12 protein-coding genes are annotated in these 16078 nt (G+C 64.5%); 7 read left to right on the forward strand and 5 right to left on the reverse strand.

Annotated elements, in window-relative coordinates; all coding sequences use genetic code 11:
- Positions 1 to 13: 13 nt before the first annotated feature.
- The 5 genes from modA to M0D43_RS16310 all read right to left on the reverse strand — a co-directional run bounded on the left by modA (position 14) and on the right by M0D43_RS16310 (position 4107).
- Positions 14 to 790 carry a molybdate ABC transporter substrate-binding protein gene (gene modA / locus M0D43_RS16290; RefSeq protein ID WP_252162223.1) on the reverse strand — a complete coding sequence of 259 codons (777 nt, stop codon included), beginning with the start codon at positions 788 to 790 and terminating at the stop codon, positions 14 to 16.
- Between the two features lie 75 nt (positions 791 to 865).
- Positions 866 to 1690: an MBL fold metallo-hydrolase gene (locus tag M0D43_RS16295; protein WP_260807366.1), complete on the reverse strand. Its 825-nt coding sequence runs from the start codon at positions 1688 to 1690 to the stop codon at positions 866 to 868.
- Between the two features lie 13 nt (positions 1691 to 1703).
- Positions 1704 to 2477, reverse strand: a complete 774-nt coding sequence (locus tag M0D43_RS16300) for a S1/P1 nuclease (RefSeq protein ID WP_313905406.1) — start codon at positions 2475 to 2477, stop codon at positions 1704 to 1706.
- Between the two features lie 272 nt (positions 2478 to 2749).
- On the reverse strand, positions 2750 to 3364 hold the full coding sequence (locus M0D43_RS16305; RefSeq protein ID WP_252162225.1) for an OmpW/AlkL family protein: 615 nt from the start codon (positions 3362 to 3364) through the stop codon (positions 2750 to 2752).
- Positions 3365 to 3483: 119 nt separating this feature from the next.
- A complete protein-coding gene (locus M0D43_RS16310) occupies positions 3484 to 4107 on the reverse strand; it encodes an OmpW/AlkL family protein (protein ID WP_252162226.1) in 624 nt (207 codons plus the stop codon).
- A gap of 824 nt (positions 4108 to 4931) precedes the next feature.
- Here M0D43_RS16310 and gap point away from each other — a divergent pair.
- The 7 genes from gap to pyk all read left to right on the forward strand — a co-directional run bounded on the left by gap (position 4932) and on the right by pyk (position 15623).
- A complete protein-coding gene (gene gap / locus M0D43_RS16315; RefSeq protein WP_252162227.1) occupies positions 4932 to 5933 on the forward strand; it encodes a type I glyceraldehyde-3-phosphate dehydrogenase in 1002 nt (333 codons plus the stop codon).
- Between the two features lie 986 nt (positions 5934 to 6919).
- Positions 6920 to 7390, forward strand: coding sequence for a hypothetical protein (locus tag M0D43_RS16320; protein WP_252162228.1), 471 nt, complete (start codon positions 6920 to 6922; stop codon positions 7388 to 7390).
- A gap of 178 nt (positions 7391 to 7568) precedes the next feature.
- A complete protein-coding gene (locus M0D43_RS16325; protein ID WP_260807367.1) occupies positions 7569 to 10394 on the forward strand; it encodes a DUF2339 domain-containing protein in 2826 nt (941 codons plus the stop codon).
- On the forward strand, positions 10391 to 11749 hold the full coding sequence (locus tag M0D43_RS16330) for a DUF3999 domain-containing protein (protein ID WP_252162229.1): 1359 nt from the start codon (positions 10391 to 10393) through the stop codon (positions 11747 to 11749). Before M0D43_RS16325 ends, M0D43_RS16330 begins: the two co-directional genes overlap by 4 nt.
- A gap of 333 nt (positions 11750 to 12082) precedes the next feature.
- A complete protein-coding gene (locus tag M0D43_RS16335; protein ID WP_260807368.1) occupies positions 12083 to 13258 on the forward strand; it encodes a phosphoglycerate kinase in 1176 nt (391 codons plus the stop codon).
- Positions 13255 to 13899: an HAD family hydrolase gene (locus tag M0D43_RS16340; RefSeq protein WP_260807369.1), complete on the forward strand. Its 645-nt coding sequence runs from the start codon at positions 13255 to 13257 to the stop codon at positions 13897 to 13899. Before M0D43_RS16335 ends, M0D43_RS16340 begins: the two co-directional genes overlap by 4 nt.
- 257 nt (positions 13900 to 14156) lie before the next feature.
- Positions 14157 to 15623, forward strand: a complete 1467-nt coding sequence (pyk, locus tag M0D43_RS16345; RefSeq protein ID WP_252162232.1) for a pyruvate kinase — start codon at positions 14157 to 14159, stop codon at positions 15621 to 15623.
- Positions 15624 to 16078 lie beyond the last annotated feature (455 nt).

Here is a 16078-nt window from a genome sequence, read left to right on the forward strand (position 1 = left end):
CAAGCGGTGTGCCTCAATCCTTCAACGAAAAACCACGGCGCGCAAAGATCGCCTTGGCCGGCGTGCTTCCCAGCCAGGTCACGAATGCGGCAGTGGCGGGGTTGCGGCTGTTCTTCAATGCCGCAACCGGATACACGATGGCGTCATGGCTGTCGTCGGGGAAGGTGGCGACCACGCGCACCTTGGCATCGGCGCGTGCGTCTGAGCCATACGCGATGCCCAGCGGCGCTTCGCCGCGCGAGACCAGCATCAGCGCTGCGCGCACGCTTTCCGATTCGGCAAGGCGGTTGCTGACGCTGTCCCACTGGCCGAGCTTGCGCAACGCAGCGGCGGCGTATTTGCCGGCCGGCACGCTGGCGGTCTGGCCAACGGCCAGGCGCCCGTTCTCGCCAAGTGCTTTGGCAATGGCGCCAGGCGTGCGCAGGTTCACGTGGAGTGTGCTGTTCGCCGGTGCGACCAATACCAGCGTGTTGCCGAGCAGGTTGTGCCGCTGCGCGGGCAGCACCAGGCCACGCTGCTGCAGATAGTCCATCCACTCCAGGTCGGCCGAAAAAAACACGTCCGCCGGCGCGCCTTGTTCGATCTGGCGTGCCAGCGCAGAACTCGCCGCATACGACACCCGCACGGGCGTGTCAGTTGCCTTCTCGTATGCGACCGCGGCTTCATCCATCGATTCTTTCAAGCTGGCGGCCGCAAACACCGTGACTGGTGCGGTCTGCGCACTCGCCAGCATGGGGAGTGCCAGCATCAGCACGCACACCGCGCGCTGCCAGAAACCGATCGTGCGCATGGGAAGCTCCTCACCAGGTGGGCTCTGATCATAGCGGCTACGCGATGCGCACCGCGTGGCGAGGCTGTACCCCCGCTACAGAACCACTCCGTTGCAGCGGCCGGCTTGAAGATTGGTTTGCAACGCCGGACGGATCAACTTGGGCTCGGGCAAGCTGGCGTCGCGCGCCTGCCGCTGCGCCACGAAGGTCTCGACATCCACGCCGTCGCGCACGTGGATATTGCTGCGCCGCTGTTCGCCAATGCTGGTCTGATGTGCCACCGCCCGCCCGCCCGGGCCGTAGTCGTGGCAAACGAAAACGCGGGTGCTGTCCGGCAGCGCGTACAGGCGCTGGATCGACGCAAACAACTTGCGCGCATCGCCGCCGGGGAAATCGCAACGCGCCGTGCCCGCATCCGGCATGAACAACGAATCGCCAGGAAACAGCGCATCGCCGATCAGATACGCAATGCTGTCGCTGGTGTGGCCGGGCACTGCGATGACGCGTGCTTGGATATCTCCCAGCATGAAGCGCTCGTCATCGGCAAACAGATGATCGAACTGCGAACCATCTGCACGAAAGTCCTCCGGCAACGCGTACCGGGGTGCGAGGGTCTGCTGCACCTGGCGAATGCCTTCGCCGATGCCAACACGCGCCTGCGGCCAGTGCTGTTTCAGCCACTGCGCAGCAGACAGGTGATCGGCATGCGCATGGGTTTCCAACAGCCACTGCAGCTGCCATCCCTGCTGTGCGATGGCCGCGAGGATGGCTTGCGCCGCGTGGGTGCCGATGACGCCGGTATCGGCCGCGTAGTCCAGGGTTGGGTCGATCACTGCCGCCGCGCCGGTGGCCGCATCGGCGACCACATAGGTGAAGGTGTTGCTGTCGGCATGAAAGAACGCAAGCACCTGTGGTTGCATCGGCGTCTCCACGTCAGGGGCTGGCCAGCGCTGCGTTGAGGATGGCAGCGAGCCGGTCACCGGCGATGCGCAACTGCGTTTCTGCGATCGGGCGGTAGGTGGCGATATACGTAGGGGGCAACACGTGTGCGCTCGGGTACACACCCGGCGTGATGGCGATCTTGCACGAGGCCTGGGCCCATGCCGCAGCCGGCGGTGGCAGTGCTGGAGACGCCGCGGCAGCCGCTGGCAGGGCAAGCAGACGTTGCAGGTAGGCACCGTCGCTCAGATGGCTGTCGTTGAGCATGCCGCTGTCCCACAGGGAATGCAGGTTGCTGCCCTTGCCATCGATCTGCAGTTGGAAGTCGTTGCCGCCCTTGTCGTGCGCGTAGCCGGCGTGCATCGGCTGATGGATGTCGCCGACAAAATGCACCACGAACTTCAAGGCTTGGCGGCGCACGTCCAGTGGTTGTTTGCGATCTGCGAGCAGGGCGGTTTGCTGGTCGAGCGCGGCAATCACGCAGTTGCCGTCCGGGCAGTCGCGCGGCGGCGAATACGTGCAGTCGTGTTCGCCCAGATTGACGTAGTGCCACGGCCCGGAGCGCTTGCCCAGGTCGGGGTCGTGCTCGCGCAACTCATCGGCCCAGGAGGCCACACCGTGCAGCGTGGGGTCTGGCTCGCCGGCCAGCAATTGCGCCACCTGCGCACGTGCCTGCGGGCTCAGTTCGGTTTCGGCGATGCGCGCCACCAGGCGGTGGCCTTGCGGACCCCAGGCCAACGCGGTGGTGGGGTGGATCGCGGCGGCCAGTGCCGTCGCAATAGCGAATGCGGGGAGGAAGAAAGTTTTCATTCCGCGATTGTACGCATCGGTCCGGGACGGTTTGATGGCTGTTTCGGACCTGCGACAGCCACGCCTCAGCATGGCGCCGGCACTGCGTAGACAGGCGAACAATACCCGGCGCCCAGTCCGTTGGGCGGGCGTGGACGCCGCGCTCAGGACCGCAATGTACGAGCGGTATATACCGCACCGAGCGCCGGCGGCGCCGTCTGGCGGTTGCGCAGTCGTTTTGTTAGCCGCTCTTAGTAATACACCAGGTACGACACGCCATAGGTCAGTGGGTCGATCCGCGCCTTGCCCAGCCGCGCACCGTTGAAATCGACGTTGCTGCGCGAATCGGTCCAGCGCGCATCCACGCGCAGGCCGCTGCGCTCGTTGAAGATGAAGTCCACGCCGACATGCGCGGTGGCGCCGACCGAATCGCTGAAACGCAGATCGCCGTTGCCAAATGTCGGCTCGGTGTCTTCGCCCAGGAACGTGGTGTAGTTGATGCCCACGCCCACGAACGGCGAGACCGTGCCATAGCCGTTGATGTGGTACTGCAACAGCACGCTCGGCGGTACCGACCAATAGCTGCCCACCTTGCCGACGCCCTGCAGTTCGAGCTCGTGCTTGCCCGCCACTGCCGCATGCACTTCGAGTCCCAGGTTGTTGCGCAGGAAGTATTCGTAGGTGAACGACAGCGTCGGCGCGCCCTTGATGTCGGCCTGCGCACCGCCGAAGGTGCCGCTGTTGGACTTGGGCGAGACATAGCCGGCGCCGTAACCGGTCGTCCAATGGCCGGCCGACTGGGCGAAGGCGGGTGCGGCCGAGGCGGCCAGTGCGATGGCGAGGGCGGTGCGAGTCAGCGTGTTCATGGAATCCCCGGTAAGTCGAACAGACGGTCGACGTGACCGACCTGTCCGCAACTCCGGCGGTGGATGCACGTCCCTGGGCAGCAAGTGTGCCAGAGATGCGCCGCCCACGCCGCAGGGGATCAGAACCGGTGCACGTAGGCCACGCCGTAGACCAGCGGGTCGATGTTGACTGTGCCAATGCGGTTGCCATCCAGGCGCGCTTCGCTCTCGATATCGATCCAGCGCAGGTTGACGCGGAGTGCGCCGCGCTCGCCTAGCGTGTAGTCCATGCCGGCATGCAGTGCCACGCCCCAGGAATCGCCCAGCTCTAAATCGTTGCCGGCCAGCGCGTGGCGGGTGTCGGTGCTGAAGAAACGCGTGTGGTTGATGCCGACGCCAACGAATGGCGAGAGCTTGCCTTGGCCGTTGAAGTGGTACTGCAACGAGATCACCGGCGGCAGCTGCTTGGTGCTGCCAACCCGGCCCAGGCCGCGGATCGCGATGTCGTGCTCGAACGGCAGCGCCGACAGCACTTCGACGCCCAGGTCGTCGGTGATGAAATATTCCGTCGTGAACGTGGGTTTGATGTCCTTGCCCACTTCCGCCTTGAGCCTGCCACCGGCCAGGCGACCGTTGTCGGACTTGGGAGCGACCTGATGGGCGCCGACGGCAACGGTCCAGTCGCCTTTGGATTGCGCCAGTGCGGGGAGGCTGACGAACGCGGCGGCGAGGCCAGCGAGCAGAAGAGGAGCGCGCAGACGCATAGGATTTCTTGTTGGGTGCAATGGATGCAGGAAGTCTTGCGGCTCGGCGTTGTCGCTGCCTTGATCCTGATCAATTCGGCCGCGCGCTCTGGCGGCCGGTCGTGCGGTGACTTGCTGCAAGCCACGCCGACGGCAGCGTGCGCGGCGAGCGGCTGGCTGCAGTGACGCATTGCATCTGCAGCATCGCGTGATGCGCAGGCATCAGTGGCGGCGGGGAGGAGAAAGAACGTGCGCGTTGGCGTCGATAGCGAAGCGATTGTCCGCGCGAGCTGCACTCACCTGGCCCCACGCAACTGCCGTGTGCGTATCCACGTTGTGTACCGCCGAGCCGTGATGATTGACGATCAGCCACGTGCGCGCGCGTCATGCCAAGCAGAGGCCCCCCATGTGACGGGTGGGGGTCTCAACGGGCAGGGGCAGTAGCGATATCCCCGCAGTGCGGAAATCCTACTGTGCGGGGTGCATGGATACGCTTTTCAGCGCATTAGCCTATATCTAAGTAATTGAAATTAATGAACTATCGTGGTCTTGCGTGGCATCTTGCGTTGGCGATGCATGCAGCTGACCCGAGGCCATCGACCATCGATCGGCAACCGATGCCGTGACGGGAGCATGGGCCGGCTCTGCTTGCTCACTCCGATCGACTGGGCGCAACTGCGGGGGCGGTTCCTCACGACGCGTGGCGCTTGGAGCGCCTGTCCCCGCCACTGGCTAACCAATCCCCAATCCCACCGCCCGCACACACGGCTGCGGACAAGTGACGCTGCTAGAATGACAGCCCCTTTCCATCCGCCGCGCTGTCGCGGCTGCAGGAGCTAGTGAACATGGCAATCAAGGTTGGCATCAACGGATTCGGTCGCATCGGCCGCAACGTGCTGCGCTCTGCGGTGCAGAACTTCGCCAATGACATCGAGATCGTGGCCATCAATGACCTGCTCGAGCCCGACTACCTGGCCTACATGCTGCAGTACGACTCGGTGCATGGCCGCTTCAAGGCCGATGTGTCGGTCGACGGCAACACGCTGATCGTCAATGGCAAGAAGATCCGCCTGACCCAGGAACGCGACCCGGCCAACCTCAAGTGGGATGCCGTCGGCGCCGAGGTGGTGATCGAGTCCACCGGCCTGTTCCTGACCAAGGAAACCGCGCAGAAGCATCTCGACGCGGGCGCCAAGAAGGTCATCCTGTCGGCACCGTCCAAGGACGACACGCCGATGTTCGTCTACGGCGTCAACGACAAGACCTACAATGGCGAGGCGATCGTCTCCAACGCCTCGTGCACCACCAACTGCCTGGCGCCGTTGGCCAAGGTGATCAACGACAAGTGGGGTATCAAGCGCGGCCTGATGACCACCGTGCACGCGGCCACTGCAACGCAGAAGACCGTGGACGGCCCGTCCAACAAGGATTGGCGCGGCGGCCGCGGCATCCTGGAAAACATCATCCCGTCCTCCACCGGCGCAGCCAAGGCCGTGGGCGTGGTGATTCCCGAGCTCAACAAGAAGCTCACCGGCATGAGCTTCCGCGTACCCACCTCGGACGTGTCGGTGGTCGACTTGACGGTTGAACTGGAAAAGCCGGCCACCTACGCCGAGATCTGCGCCGAAGTGAAGGCACAGAGCGAAGGTGCGCTGAAGGGCATCCTGGGCTACACCGAAGACAAGGTCGTGGCCACCGATTTCCGCGGCGAGACCTGCACCTCGGTGTTCGACGCCGACGCCGGCATCGCGCTGGATTCCACCTTCGTCAAGCTGGTGTCCTGGTACGACAACGAGTGGGGCTATTCCAACAAGTGCCTGGAAATGGTGCGCGTTGTCGCCAAGTAAACGATGTGTTGTTAAACATAAAAAAGCGCCTTTCGGCGCTTTTTTATTTCCGCATGTACCAATACAAGCCTCTATCCACAGGCCATTGCATCATCAGTTCGCTTGCGTCGTGGCCAAGCCAACTGCGTGCGACTTCTTCCGGACTACGGAACATGCCCGCTGAAGCCACGGGAACGAAGCCGAGTACGGATACGGCACACATTGCAGTCAAAAAAGGGGCGTGGCGCCGTGTAAGCATTGCGGTTACCTCCTTGTACCTAAACCCCGATGCCAAATCCACGATGTGCGCGTAGAGTGGTCGCATCGCGCCAGCGCGGTTTCTACCGTGCTGGCACGATGCCGGCAAGCATTCGATGAGGTGCCGCCGTCTTGGTCGGGCTTGGATGTCCATTGCGACACATGTGCTGACGTGCTTTCGGTCAGCTGACGTCCCCACTCAGGTGTTGCATGCCATGGATAGGCAGAACTGGTTCAAGTATTCAAGAAAGATAGTTGCGTGGGCCAATCTTTGCAGAACGTGTGCTCGGGTATCTGTTCTGCTGTTGACTTGTGCGCGGTCGATGTGAGCGGTAGTCGATGCGTAAAATGGCGCGCAACGGTGGACCAATGTTGTTGGCAGAAGGCGCCGAAGCGACTGGAAAGGCCTTCATTCCGTTCTGCTTTGGTGGTTACCGGTACCTTCGCGAGCTTTGTCAGGCTGGTGTCCTGATACGACAACGAGTGCGGCTATTCCAACAAATGCCTGGAAATGGTGCGGGTTGTCGCCAATTAAACTTCGCGCTTAGGCGGTGAGTAGAGGCCCCGACCTGCCGGGGTCTTTCGTTTTGTTTCTGTCGGAATGTGATGTGTGCATGTGTCGCTGCTTCGTCGTCGCTAAGAGAAGTGGACTTTGAGAGGCTTACGTGCGCTAATTTGCGGGCACGGCGGTCGTTCCCGTGTCGTGTACGAGGGATCGGGGAACTCCATGGATCGAGAGAGCAAAACTAATGAATAAATTTCTGGCGGGCGTATTGGCGCTCGGTGTGGTGATTGCGGTATCGGCTCCGTCGAACAGTTGGGCTGCAAAAAAGCAGACCGGTACGCCGGCCTGGATGAATGCCGATGGTGAGGTGATCAAGTCGTCCGATGTCGAGGCGGGCTACGGCGAGACAGTCAAGGGGATCAATGATTACGAGGGCGAGATCACCGGTAAGCCGGCGCCTGGCAGCAAGTTCACCCAGCTCCAGATCGGTATGCCGATGAAGCAGGTGACCGATCTGATTGGTCAGCCGAACGATCAAGGTTCTTACGTGACCGGCAAGGCATTTATCCCGTTCTTCTTTGGTGGCGATCGCTACCGTTATGAGATGGCCTATAAAGGCCAGGGCCGTCTGGTGTTTGCCGGCAAGTCGATGGATACCGGCGGCAACCTGATCTGGATCATCCATAACAAGAACGACAGCGGCTACCGCGAATAACTAGTCAAAACGCCCGGTTCTCCGGGCGTTTTCATCTCTAGGGCGCGCGTAATCACGCGTGCGGCTGCTGCTTGTCGACTCTTCAACCAACCGTCTGATCGAGAGGTCGGCTGCCCAGTCGCGGCCCGAAGCTGTATGGTTCGCGCATTCGGCTGGACGCCGGCTCGGGGTTGGTGCGTTGGAAACGATAATCGTGTTGGCGGCCCTGGTACTGATTGCCGTGCCGGTCGGTGTAGTGGTGGCGCTGGTGTGGATTGCCGGGTTGCGGCGGCGGGTGGCGTCGCTGGAGCAACGGCTTGCGCAGTGGCAGACCGGCACTGCGGAGCGCGCGGATGCGCCAGTGTACGCGCAGGGCAGGACGTGGGAGCAGCCCGAGGTGGTGTCCGATCTCGACGCCGGGCCAGGTTCCCGTGCGGTCGGCAATGTGCCAGCGTCCGGCACGTCTGGCGCAGCTCAACGTGGCGGCAGCTGGAAGGTGGCTGCTGCTGCGGAGCAGAACGCGGTCGATGTGTCCGTGGTGCCGCCACCGTTGCCTGCGCAGACCCCTGCAGCTGCGATGGCGCGCGATGGAACCGCGATGTCGGAAGTTCCCAGCCAGCACTCTCAGCCGGCGCAACCGCAACCTACACAGCCGCAGCCACCGCAACGACCTCAGATTCCGTCCGAGCCCGGCGGCATCGTGCGTGCAGCCAGCGCATTGAAGCGTTGGTTCACCGAGGGCAATGTACCGGTCAAGGTCGGCATGCTGGTCCTGTTGGCAGGGGGGGCATCGCTGCTGAAGTACGCCAGCGACCAGGGCTGGATGCGGATGCCGATCGAGCTGCGCTTGGCCGGCATCAGCGTTCTCGCATTGGTCGGCCTGGTGTTTGGTTGGAAGCAACGCGAGCAGCGGCCAGGCTTTGCGTTGGCATTGCAGGGCGGCGCCATTGGCGGCTTGCTGTTGACGGTGTTCGCGGCCTTCAAGTTGTACGCGTTGCTGGATGCTGGACCTGCGCTGGGCATCAGCGTGGTGCTGATCGCGGGCATGTGCGTGTTGGCCGTGTTGCAGGATTCGCGCACGCTGGCGGTGCTGGGCGTGCTGGCCGGCTTCCTCGCGCCGATCTGGTTGTCCACCGGCAGCGGCAATCATGTCGGGCTGTTTACCTATTACGCGATACTCAACGCCGGCATCGTGGCGATTGCGTGGCGCCGTCCGTGGCGCGTGCTGAACCTGCTGGGGTTTGCGTTCACTTTCGGCATCGGCATTGTGTGGGGCGCGCTGCAATACAACCCGGCAAAATTCGCCACCACCGAGCCGTTCCTGTTGCTGTTCTTCGCCATGTACGTGGCGATCCCGGTAGTGCATGCGCGCCGCGGCGACGGCAGTGCAGGCAAGGTCATCGATGGCAGCCTGTTGTTCGGGACACCGCTGGTGGCCTTCGCGTTGCAGGCACGCTTGCTTGAGGGCGATCGGCTGCCGCTCGCGTTGTGCGCGGTGGCGGTGGCCGCGGTGTATGCCGGCCTGGCAAGCTGGTTGTTGCGCCGGGCTCCCACGCGCTTGCTGGGCCAGGCGCACGCGATGCTGGCGGTCGGCTTCGCCACCCTGGCGATTCCGCTGGCATTGTCGGCACGTGCCACTGCGAGCGTGTTCGCGCTGGAAGGCGTCGGCCTGTTGTGGCTGGGCTTACGCCAGCAACGGCGGATCCCGCAGATCAGCGGCGTGGCGCTGCAGTTGCTCGCGGCGGTAGGTGTCGCCTTCGGTGTGGATGCCTGGCGCTACGACGCGGTAGCGGTAGCCAACGCGACCTGCATGAGCACTTTGCTGATCGCGCTTGCTGGCTGGGCGAGCACCTGGTTCCTGCGCGATGCAGGGCATCCACGGCGTGCGCTGGTGGCGTATCTGTGGGGGCTGGGCTGGTGGACGTTCTGCGGTGTGCACGAGATCCTGCGCTTTGCCGATCTGCGCAGCGAACCAGATCTGCTGCTGGGCTTTGTCGCACTCAGCCTGTGGCTGGCGGCAGAAGTGCATCGCCGTCGTCCCGCAACGGCGTTGGTGTGGACGGTGATGTGGGGTCTGGTGCTGGCAGCGCCATTGGCACTGTGGCAGGGCCAAGCGCATACCCAGCCGTTCGCGCATTGGGGCGCGCTGGCGTGGGGTGTGTTTGCGGTGGCGGGCGCACGTGCGCTGTGGTGTCTGCGTACGCAGCAAGGCGCTGGCGCGATGGCGGCGCAGTTCATCTGGTGGCTGCTGTGGCCACTGGTGGTCGCGTTGGGTGCAGCCTGGTTGGCCGATGCGTTCTTGCTGGCGAATGGCTGGCGTTGTGCCTTGCTGGCGGCGCCTTGGCTGGTCGTGGCGACCCTGGGATTATTGCGTTGGCCCTGGCTGGCATGGCCGCAGGGCGCCAGCTTCGATCCTGCGCGCAACGCGTTGCTGAGTTGCGTGTTCGCGGTGCTGGGCATCGGCTGGCTATTGGTGTTGCTGGACCCGGTGAGCGCGGCGCCGTTGCCGTGGTTGCCGCTGCTGAATCCGGCCGAGCTGACGCAATTGGCGGTGCTGGCCTTGCTCGCGCGCTGGGCCTGGTTGGTACCGGCGCCGGCATTGCTGCAGCGTTGGCGCGTGACCGCGCTTGGTGTGCTCGGCTGGGCATTGATCACCGGCAGCACCTTGCACAGCGTGCATCACTGGGGCGGCGTGCCGTGGGATTCTGCGTTGATCGGTGCCACCTTGTCGCAGACCAGCCTCACCATCGTGTGGAGCGTGCTGGGCGTGCTGGGCTGGGTGATCGGCTCGCGTCGCGGGCAGCGTGGGTTGTGGCTGGGCGGCGCGTTGCTCATGGGTCTGGTGCTGGCGAAGCTGGTGTTGGTCGACCGCCAGCATCTGGGCAACTTGCTCGGCATCGGCTCGTTCATGGCCTATGGTCTGTTGTGCACCGTAGTGGGCTACCTGGCGCCGGCACCGCCGCGCCCGCTGGCGACAGAAGCGACTGCTGTCGAAGACGGCGGCGTCGAAAAGGAGCAGGCATGAAATCGATGCGATGGGCGCTACTGGTGATGGTGCCGATGCTGGCGCATGCCGCTGATGTGCGGCAGGACTACCGCCAGCAGTGGCCGCTGCAGGTGACTGGCTCGGATGCCGGCATCTATCAGTTGACCTTGAACGCGGCGGTGTATCGCACCGCGCACGACGCGGCGCTGCGCGATGTCACGGTGATCGATGCGCGTGGCGAAGAGCTGCCCGCCGCCTGGTTGCCGGCGGATGCAGCACCGGCGGCTGCGGCGCGCCGGCAGCGCCTGCCCCTCTTTGCGCTGCCGGCCGGTGCGGCGCCGGCCAACGGCGATCTGCAACTGATCGCCGAGCGCGATGCCAGCGGTGCGGTACGTCGTCTCGAAGGCCGCGTTGCGACCGGGGCTGCCGCCGCTGCAGGCAACGGTGGGAGCTGGTTGATCGATGCCAGCGCATTGCGCGATCGCCCGCGTGCCCTGCTGCTGGATTGGGACGGCGACATGCCGGTGCAGGCTCAGTTGCGCGTGGAAGGCAGCGACGATCTGCGCGACTGGCGCGTGCTTGCTTCAGACGCCACGGTGATGGCGCTGGACAATCAGACGCAGCGATTGCAGCAGCGCCGGATCGCACTCGATGAGGGCGCGCGTTATCTGCGCCTGGTGCAGATGTCGGGCCAGCTGCCCGCGTTGCGCGTGGTCGAGGCGGAGCTGGAGGGCATCACCGCACCCGCACCGCTGCAGTGGCTTGAATTGCCAGGCACCGCGAAAGATGCAGCGGTGGTGTATGCCTTGCCGGGACGCTTTCCGATCACTCAGCTCGATGTCGGTGGCAGTCAGGCCGAGGCCGTCGAGTGGATCGTGGCAAGTCGTGATGCCGATGATGCGCCATGGGTACAGCGTGCCGGCCCCTGGTTGGCGTATCGGCTGGGCAAGGGGGCGGCCGCCGCGTCGCCGCCGCAACTGCTGTCTGCCCCGGTGCGCGATCGCCAATGGCGGCTGGTCGCTGCGCAAGGGCGCAGCACCGCGGTGCCGAGCTTGCGCGTGGGGTATCAGCCCGAGCGGCTGATGTTTCTCGCCCAGGGCCAGCCGCCGTATGCGCTGGTCGCCGGCAGTGCGCGTGCGCGACGCGGCGACGCACCGCTGGCCTCGATGCTGCAGGCACTGCGGCGCGAACGCGGCGCGCAGTGGCAACCGGCGCAGGCCAACGTCGCTGCGCAGGCACAGCCGCTGGCGGGCAAGGCCGCGCTGCAACCGGCCGCCACGCCGCGCGACTGGAAGCGTTGGCTGCTGTGGGGCCTGTTGGTCGGTGGTGCCTTGCTGGTCGGTGGGTTTGCGGTGAGTCTGCTGCGCAGTGCATCGGCCAATCGCAACGGCTAAGCGCACCCGCGTCGCGCGGCGGTTTGCCGCTGCGGCGCGAAGGTCCGACAATAGATGTCCCTCGTGACCCAGGCAGCCGTAGTGCCCGTCGTGTTCGACCAAGCGTCCCCCGCGTTGCCAACCGGATTGGCGGCCTCACGCGTGGTGAGCCATCCGCGAACTACGCGACCCGTATCACCGCGCAACGACATCGCAATGGCTGACCACCGCCAGCTGCCATCGCAACCATTGGCCGTTACGGCCCAGCGCTCAGACGCTTGCCACGGCACGCATGCTGCGTCTTCTGCATGACCAATTCCCCATCCCCCTCCCTAGACCGAACGAGCTGAGCCCATGTCCATTGTCCGCATGACCGACCTCGATCTCTCCGGCAAGCGCGTGTTGATCCGCCAGGATCTCAACGTGCCGATCGACAACGGCCAGATCACCTCCGAGCAGCGCATCACCGCCTCGGTGCCCACCATCAAGCTGGCACTGGAGAAGGGCGCGGCCGTCATGGTCACCTCGCACCTGGGCCGCCCCAAGGAAGGTAGTTGGACCGAAGAAGATTCGCTGGCGCCGGTGGCCACGCGTCTGGCTGCGTTGCTGGGCGTGGACGTGCCGCTGGTCCGCGACTGGGTCGACGGCGTGGAGGTCGCACCGGGCCAGGTGGTGTTGCTGGAAAATTGCCGCATGAATGTCGGTGAAGGCAAGGACGACGAGACGCTGGCGCGCAAATACGCCGCATTGTGCGATGTGTTCGTGATGGATGCCTTCGGCACCGCGCACCGCGCGCAGGCCTCCACGCATGGCGTGATCCGTTTCGCGCCAGTCGCAGCGGGTGGCCCGCTGTTGATGGCCGAACTCGACGCACTGGCCAAGGCGCTGGACAACCCGGCCAAGCCACTGCTGGCGATCGTGGCCGGCAGCAAGGTCTCCACCAAGCTGGAGTTGCTGTCCAACCTGGTCAACAAGGTCGACCAGCTGATCGTCGGCGGCGGCATCGCCAATACCTTCATCGCTGCAGCCGGACACCACGTGGGCAAGTCGTTGAACGAGCCGGACTTGATCCCGACCGCCAACCAGATCGTTGCCGACGCCAAGGCGCGTGGCGCAGAGATTCCGCTGCCCACCGATGTGGTCGTTGCCAAGCAGTTCCTGCCCGATGCCGAGGCCAGCGTGAAGTCGTTGGATGCGGTCGATGCCGATGACCTGATCCTGGATATCGGTCCGCAAACCGCGCAGCGCTACGCAGCGCTGATCGCCAGCGCCGGCACCGTGGTGTGGAACGGGCCGGTCGGCGTGTTCGAATTCGAGTCCTTCAGCCACGGCACCGAAACGCTGGCACGTGCGATCGCCAGCTCCAAGGCGTTCTCGATTGCCGGTGGTGGCGACACCTTGGCCGCAGTGGACAAGTACGGTATCGCCAAGGACGTCACCTACATTTCCACTGGCGGCGGTGCGTTCCTGGAGTTTCTGGAAGGCAAGACCTTGCCGGCAGTGGCCGCACTCGAGGCCCGCGGTCAGTGAGTGCAGCCACGCTGTTTTTCGATCTGGACGGCACGCTGGTGGATTCGGAACCGGGCATGGTTGCCAGCATCGTGCATGCCTTCGACGAACTCGGGCAGCCGCGGCCCTCTGCGCAGACCTTGCGCGCCTGGATCGGCCCGCCCTTGCGCGACAGCTTCACCGTATGTTTTCCGAACGATCCAGAGGTGGTGCAGCGTGCGCTTGGTCTCTACCGCGCACGTTACGACGCGGTGGGTTGGACCGAACTCAGTGTGTTCGACGGCATTGGTGAGGTTGTCACAGGCTTGCAGCGCGCCGGTCATCGTCTGGCGGTGGTCACGTCCAAGAATGAACGTTATGCGCGGCGCATCGTCGAGCATCTGCCCTTCGGCGCGTGCTTCGAGGAAGTGATCGGTGCCAGCGAAGACGGCGAACGTCGCTTCAAGCCGGACCTCATTGCCGAAGCGCTGCGCCGTCTGCAGATCGAGAAAACTGGCTGCGTGATGATCGGCGACCGGCGCATGGATATCGATGGCGCCAATCACCACGGTCTCCATAGCATCGGCGTGTTGTGGGGCTTCGGCGAGGAGGTCGAATTGCGTGCCGCCGGTGCCGGTGCGCTGGCACGCACGCCGGCTGAACTGGCGGCGTTGCTTCAGTAATGAATAGTGTGCGCCGGCCGTTGCGTTCGCTTGGTCGATGCGCTGCAACCGCGGTTCGCATCGCGCAGAACACTCTTCACCGCTGCCGGGTTAGGGTGGCGACCGCCTGCGTTGCTCATGGCAGCGCAGGCGTAGGCGTACGTACTGTCCCGCACTGTCTGTAAGACATGCCGGAAACGGAGGAAGGCTATGCCGCAATGCCATCCTCGGTGCGTGACGTGTGTGTTAAGTTTCGCGGCTTTTACAGGGAGGCCATCATGAAAGAACGTCAACGCCGCACCAAAATCCTCGCCACCCTCGGACCGGCAACGGATGCGCCCGGTGTGCTGGATACGCTGTTCAAGGCGGGCGTCAACGTGGTGCGCCTCAACTTCAGCCATGGCGACCCGTCCGGGCAGGCCAAGCGCGCTGCCGAAGTGCGTGCCGCCGCCGCGCGCGTCGGTGCCGAAGTCGGCATCCTGGCCGACTTGCCGGGCCCGAAGATCCGTATCGAGCGTTTTGCCGAAGGCAAGATCAAGCTGACCATGGGCGATCGCTTCGACCTGGTGGCCGATGCCAATGCGCCGGCCGGCGACCAGCACCAGGTCGGCGTGAGCTACCTGGGCCTGCCGCAGGACGTGACTGCTGGCGACGTGCTGCTGCTGGACGATGGCTTGGTGCAGCTGCAGGTCACCGACGTGCAGGGCGCGCGTATCGTCACTACCGTCCTCAACGATGGCGTGTTGTCCGACCGCAAGGGCCTCAACAAGCAGGGCGGCGGCTTGTCGCTGGGCGCGCTGACCGAGCGCGACAAGGAGCTGATCGGCATCGTTGCCAAGATCGGCGTGGACTTCATTGCGGTGTCGTTCTGTCGCAACGCGCAGGACATGCACGACGCGCGTCAGATCGCCCAGCAGCATGGCTGCCATGCGCAGCTGGTGTCCAAGATCGAGCGTACCGAAGCGATCGAAAACCTGGTCGAGATCGTCGAAGCCTCCGATGTGGTGATGGTGGCGCGTGGCGACCTGGGCGTGGAAATCGGCGACGCCGAATTGCCGGGCCTGCAGAAGAAGATCATCCGCGAGTCGCTGGCGCAGAACAAGGTGGTGATCACCGCCACCCAGATGCTGCAGTCGATGGTGGAAAGCCCAATCCCGACCCGCGCCGAAGTGCTGGACGTGGCCAACGCGGTCATCGACGGTACCGATGCGGTGATGCTCTCGGCCGAAACCGCTGCCGGTGCCTATCCGGTGCGTGCGGTGGAAGCGATGGCGCGCATCTGCCTGGGCGCCGAGCACCAGTTCGAATTCGATACCGACTTCGAAGCGGCGCAACGCAATCTGCAGCGCGCCGATCAGGCCATCGCCATGGCGACCATGTTCCTGTCCGAGCACATCGGTCTGGGCGGCGTGGTGGCCTTGACCGAATCGGGCGGCACGCCGCGCTTCCTGTCGCGCTTTCGCTCCAACATGCCGATCTACGCCTTCACCCGTCACGATGGCGCGCGTCGCCAGATGGCGATGATGCGCGGCGTGTTCCCGATCAATTTCGACAGCCGCGGTCTGACCCCGCGCGAAGCCGCACGTGCGGCGATCCGTCTACTGGTAGAGAACGAGCGTATGGGCCCGGGCGACCGCGTGGTCTTCACCAGCGGCGAGCACATGGAAACGCACGGCGCCACCAACACGCTGCGTCTGCTGGAAGTGGGCGAAGACGGCCGCGCCACCGGTCTGGGCGAGCTGTAACACCTGGTGACGGCATCCGGCACATGACCTGAGTCGGAGAAAGACGTATCACGCAACGGCGGCCCAAGGGTCGCCGTTGTGCTGTGTGGCGATGGCGGGCGAGGGGCAAGCGCTCAGCCGCGACCGGAGTGTTGGTCAACGGCCCGATCCGGCAAATGCCCAGCGCGCGCAACATCGCCACCGCGCTGCCGCAACGGCGCCGATATGGCGCGCTATGTGTGCCACAAGAAGCCTGTCCACGCTGTCCGCATGCGGCAGACGCAGCTCTACGCGACAGGCGCAGCAGCCAAGCGGCCACCACCCTCAAACCCCAACCCACTCACGTATGGCTCTGTGTCAATTGCGCCACCGCACGCCATTGCCGCGATACATCACGGCACCGCAAGCAACCAGCCGCGCATCATGCGCAGCTCTACCGATTCCCGATTCCCGATTCCCGATTCCCGAATCCATCG

It is taken from the genome of Xanthomonas prunicola (assembly GCF_025266575.1).
Classification (GTDB): domain Bacteria; phylum Pseudomonadota; class Gammaproteobacteria; order Xanthomonadales; family Xanthomonadaceae; genus Xanthomonas; species Xanthomonas prunicola.

What these genes read in the sequence shown, in the direction of transcription:
- modA (WP_252162223.1), bottom strand. Translation starts at nt 790, where the DNA reads ATGCGCACGATCGGTTTCTGGCAGCGCGCGGTGTGCGTGCTGATGCTG.
- M0D43_RS16295 (WP_260807366.1), bottom strand. Translation starts at nt 1,690, where the DNA reads ATGCAACCACAGGTGCTTGCGTTCTTTCATGCCGACAGCAACACCTTC.
- M0D43_RS16305 (WP_252162225.1), bottom strand. Translation starts at nt 3,364, where the DNA reads ATGAACACGCTGACTCGCACCGCCCTCGCCATCGCACTGGCCGCCTCG.
- M0D43_RS16310 (WP_252162226.1), bottom strand. Translation starts at nt 4,107, where the DNA reads ATGCGTCTGCGCGCTCCTCTTCTGCTCGCTGGCCTCGCCGCCGCGTTC.
- gap (WP_252162227.1), top strand. Translation starts at nt 4,932, where the DNA reads ATGGCAATCAAGGTTGGCATCAACGGATTCGGTCGCATCGGCCGCAAC.
- M0D43_RS16320 (WP_252162228.1), top strand. Translation starts at nt 6,920, where the DNA reads ATGAATAAATTTCTGGCGGGCGTATTGGCGCTCGGTGTGGTGATTGCG.
- M0D43_RS16330 (WP_252162229.1), top strand. Translation starts at nt 10,391, where the DNA reads ATGAAATCGATGCGATGGGCGCTACTGGTGATGGTGCCGATGCTGGCG.
- M0D43_RS16335 (WP_260807368.1), top strand. Translation starts at nt 12,083, where the DNA reads ATGTCCATTGTCCGCATGACCGACCTCGATCTCTCCGGCAAGCGCGTG.
- pyk (WP_252162232.1), top strand. Translation starts at nt 14,157, where the DNA reads ATGAAAGAACGTCAACGCCGCACCAAAATCCTCGCCACCCTCGGACCG.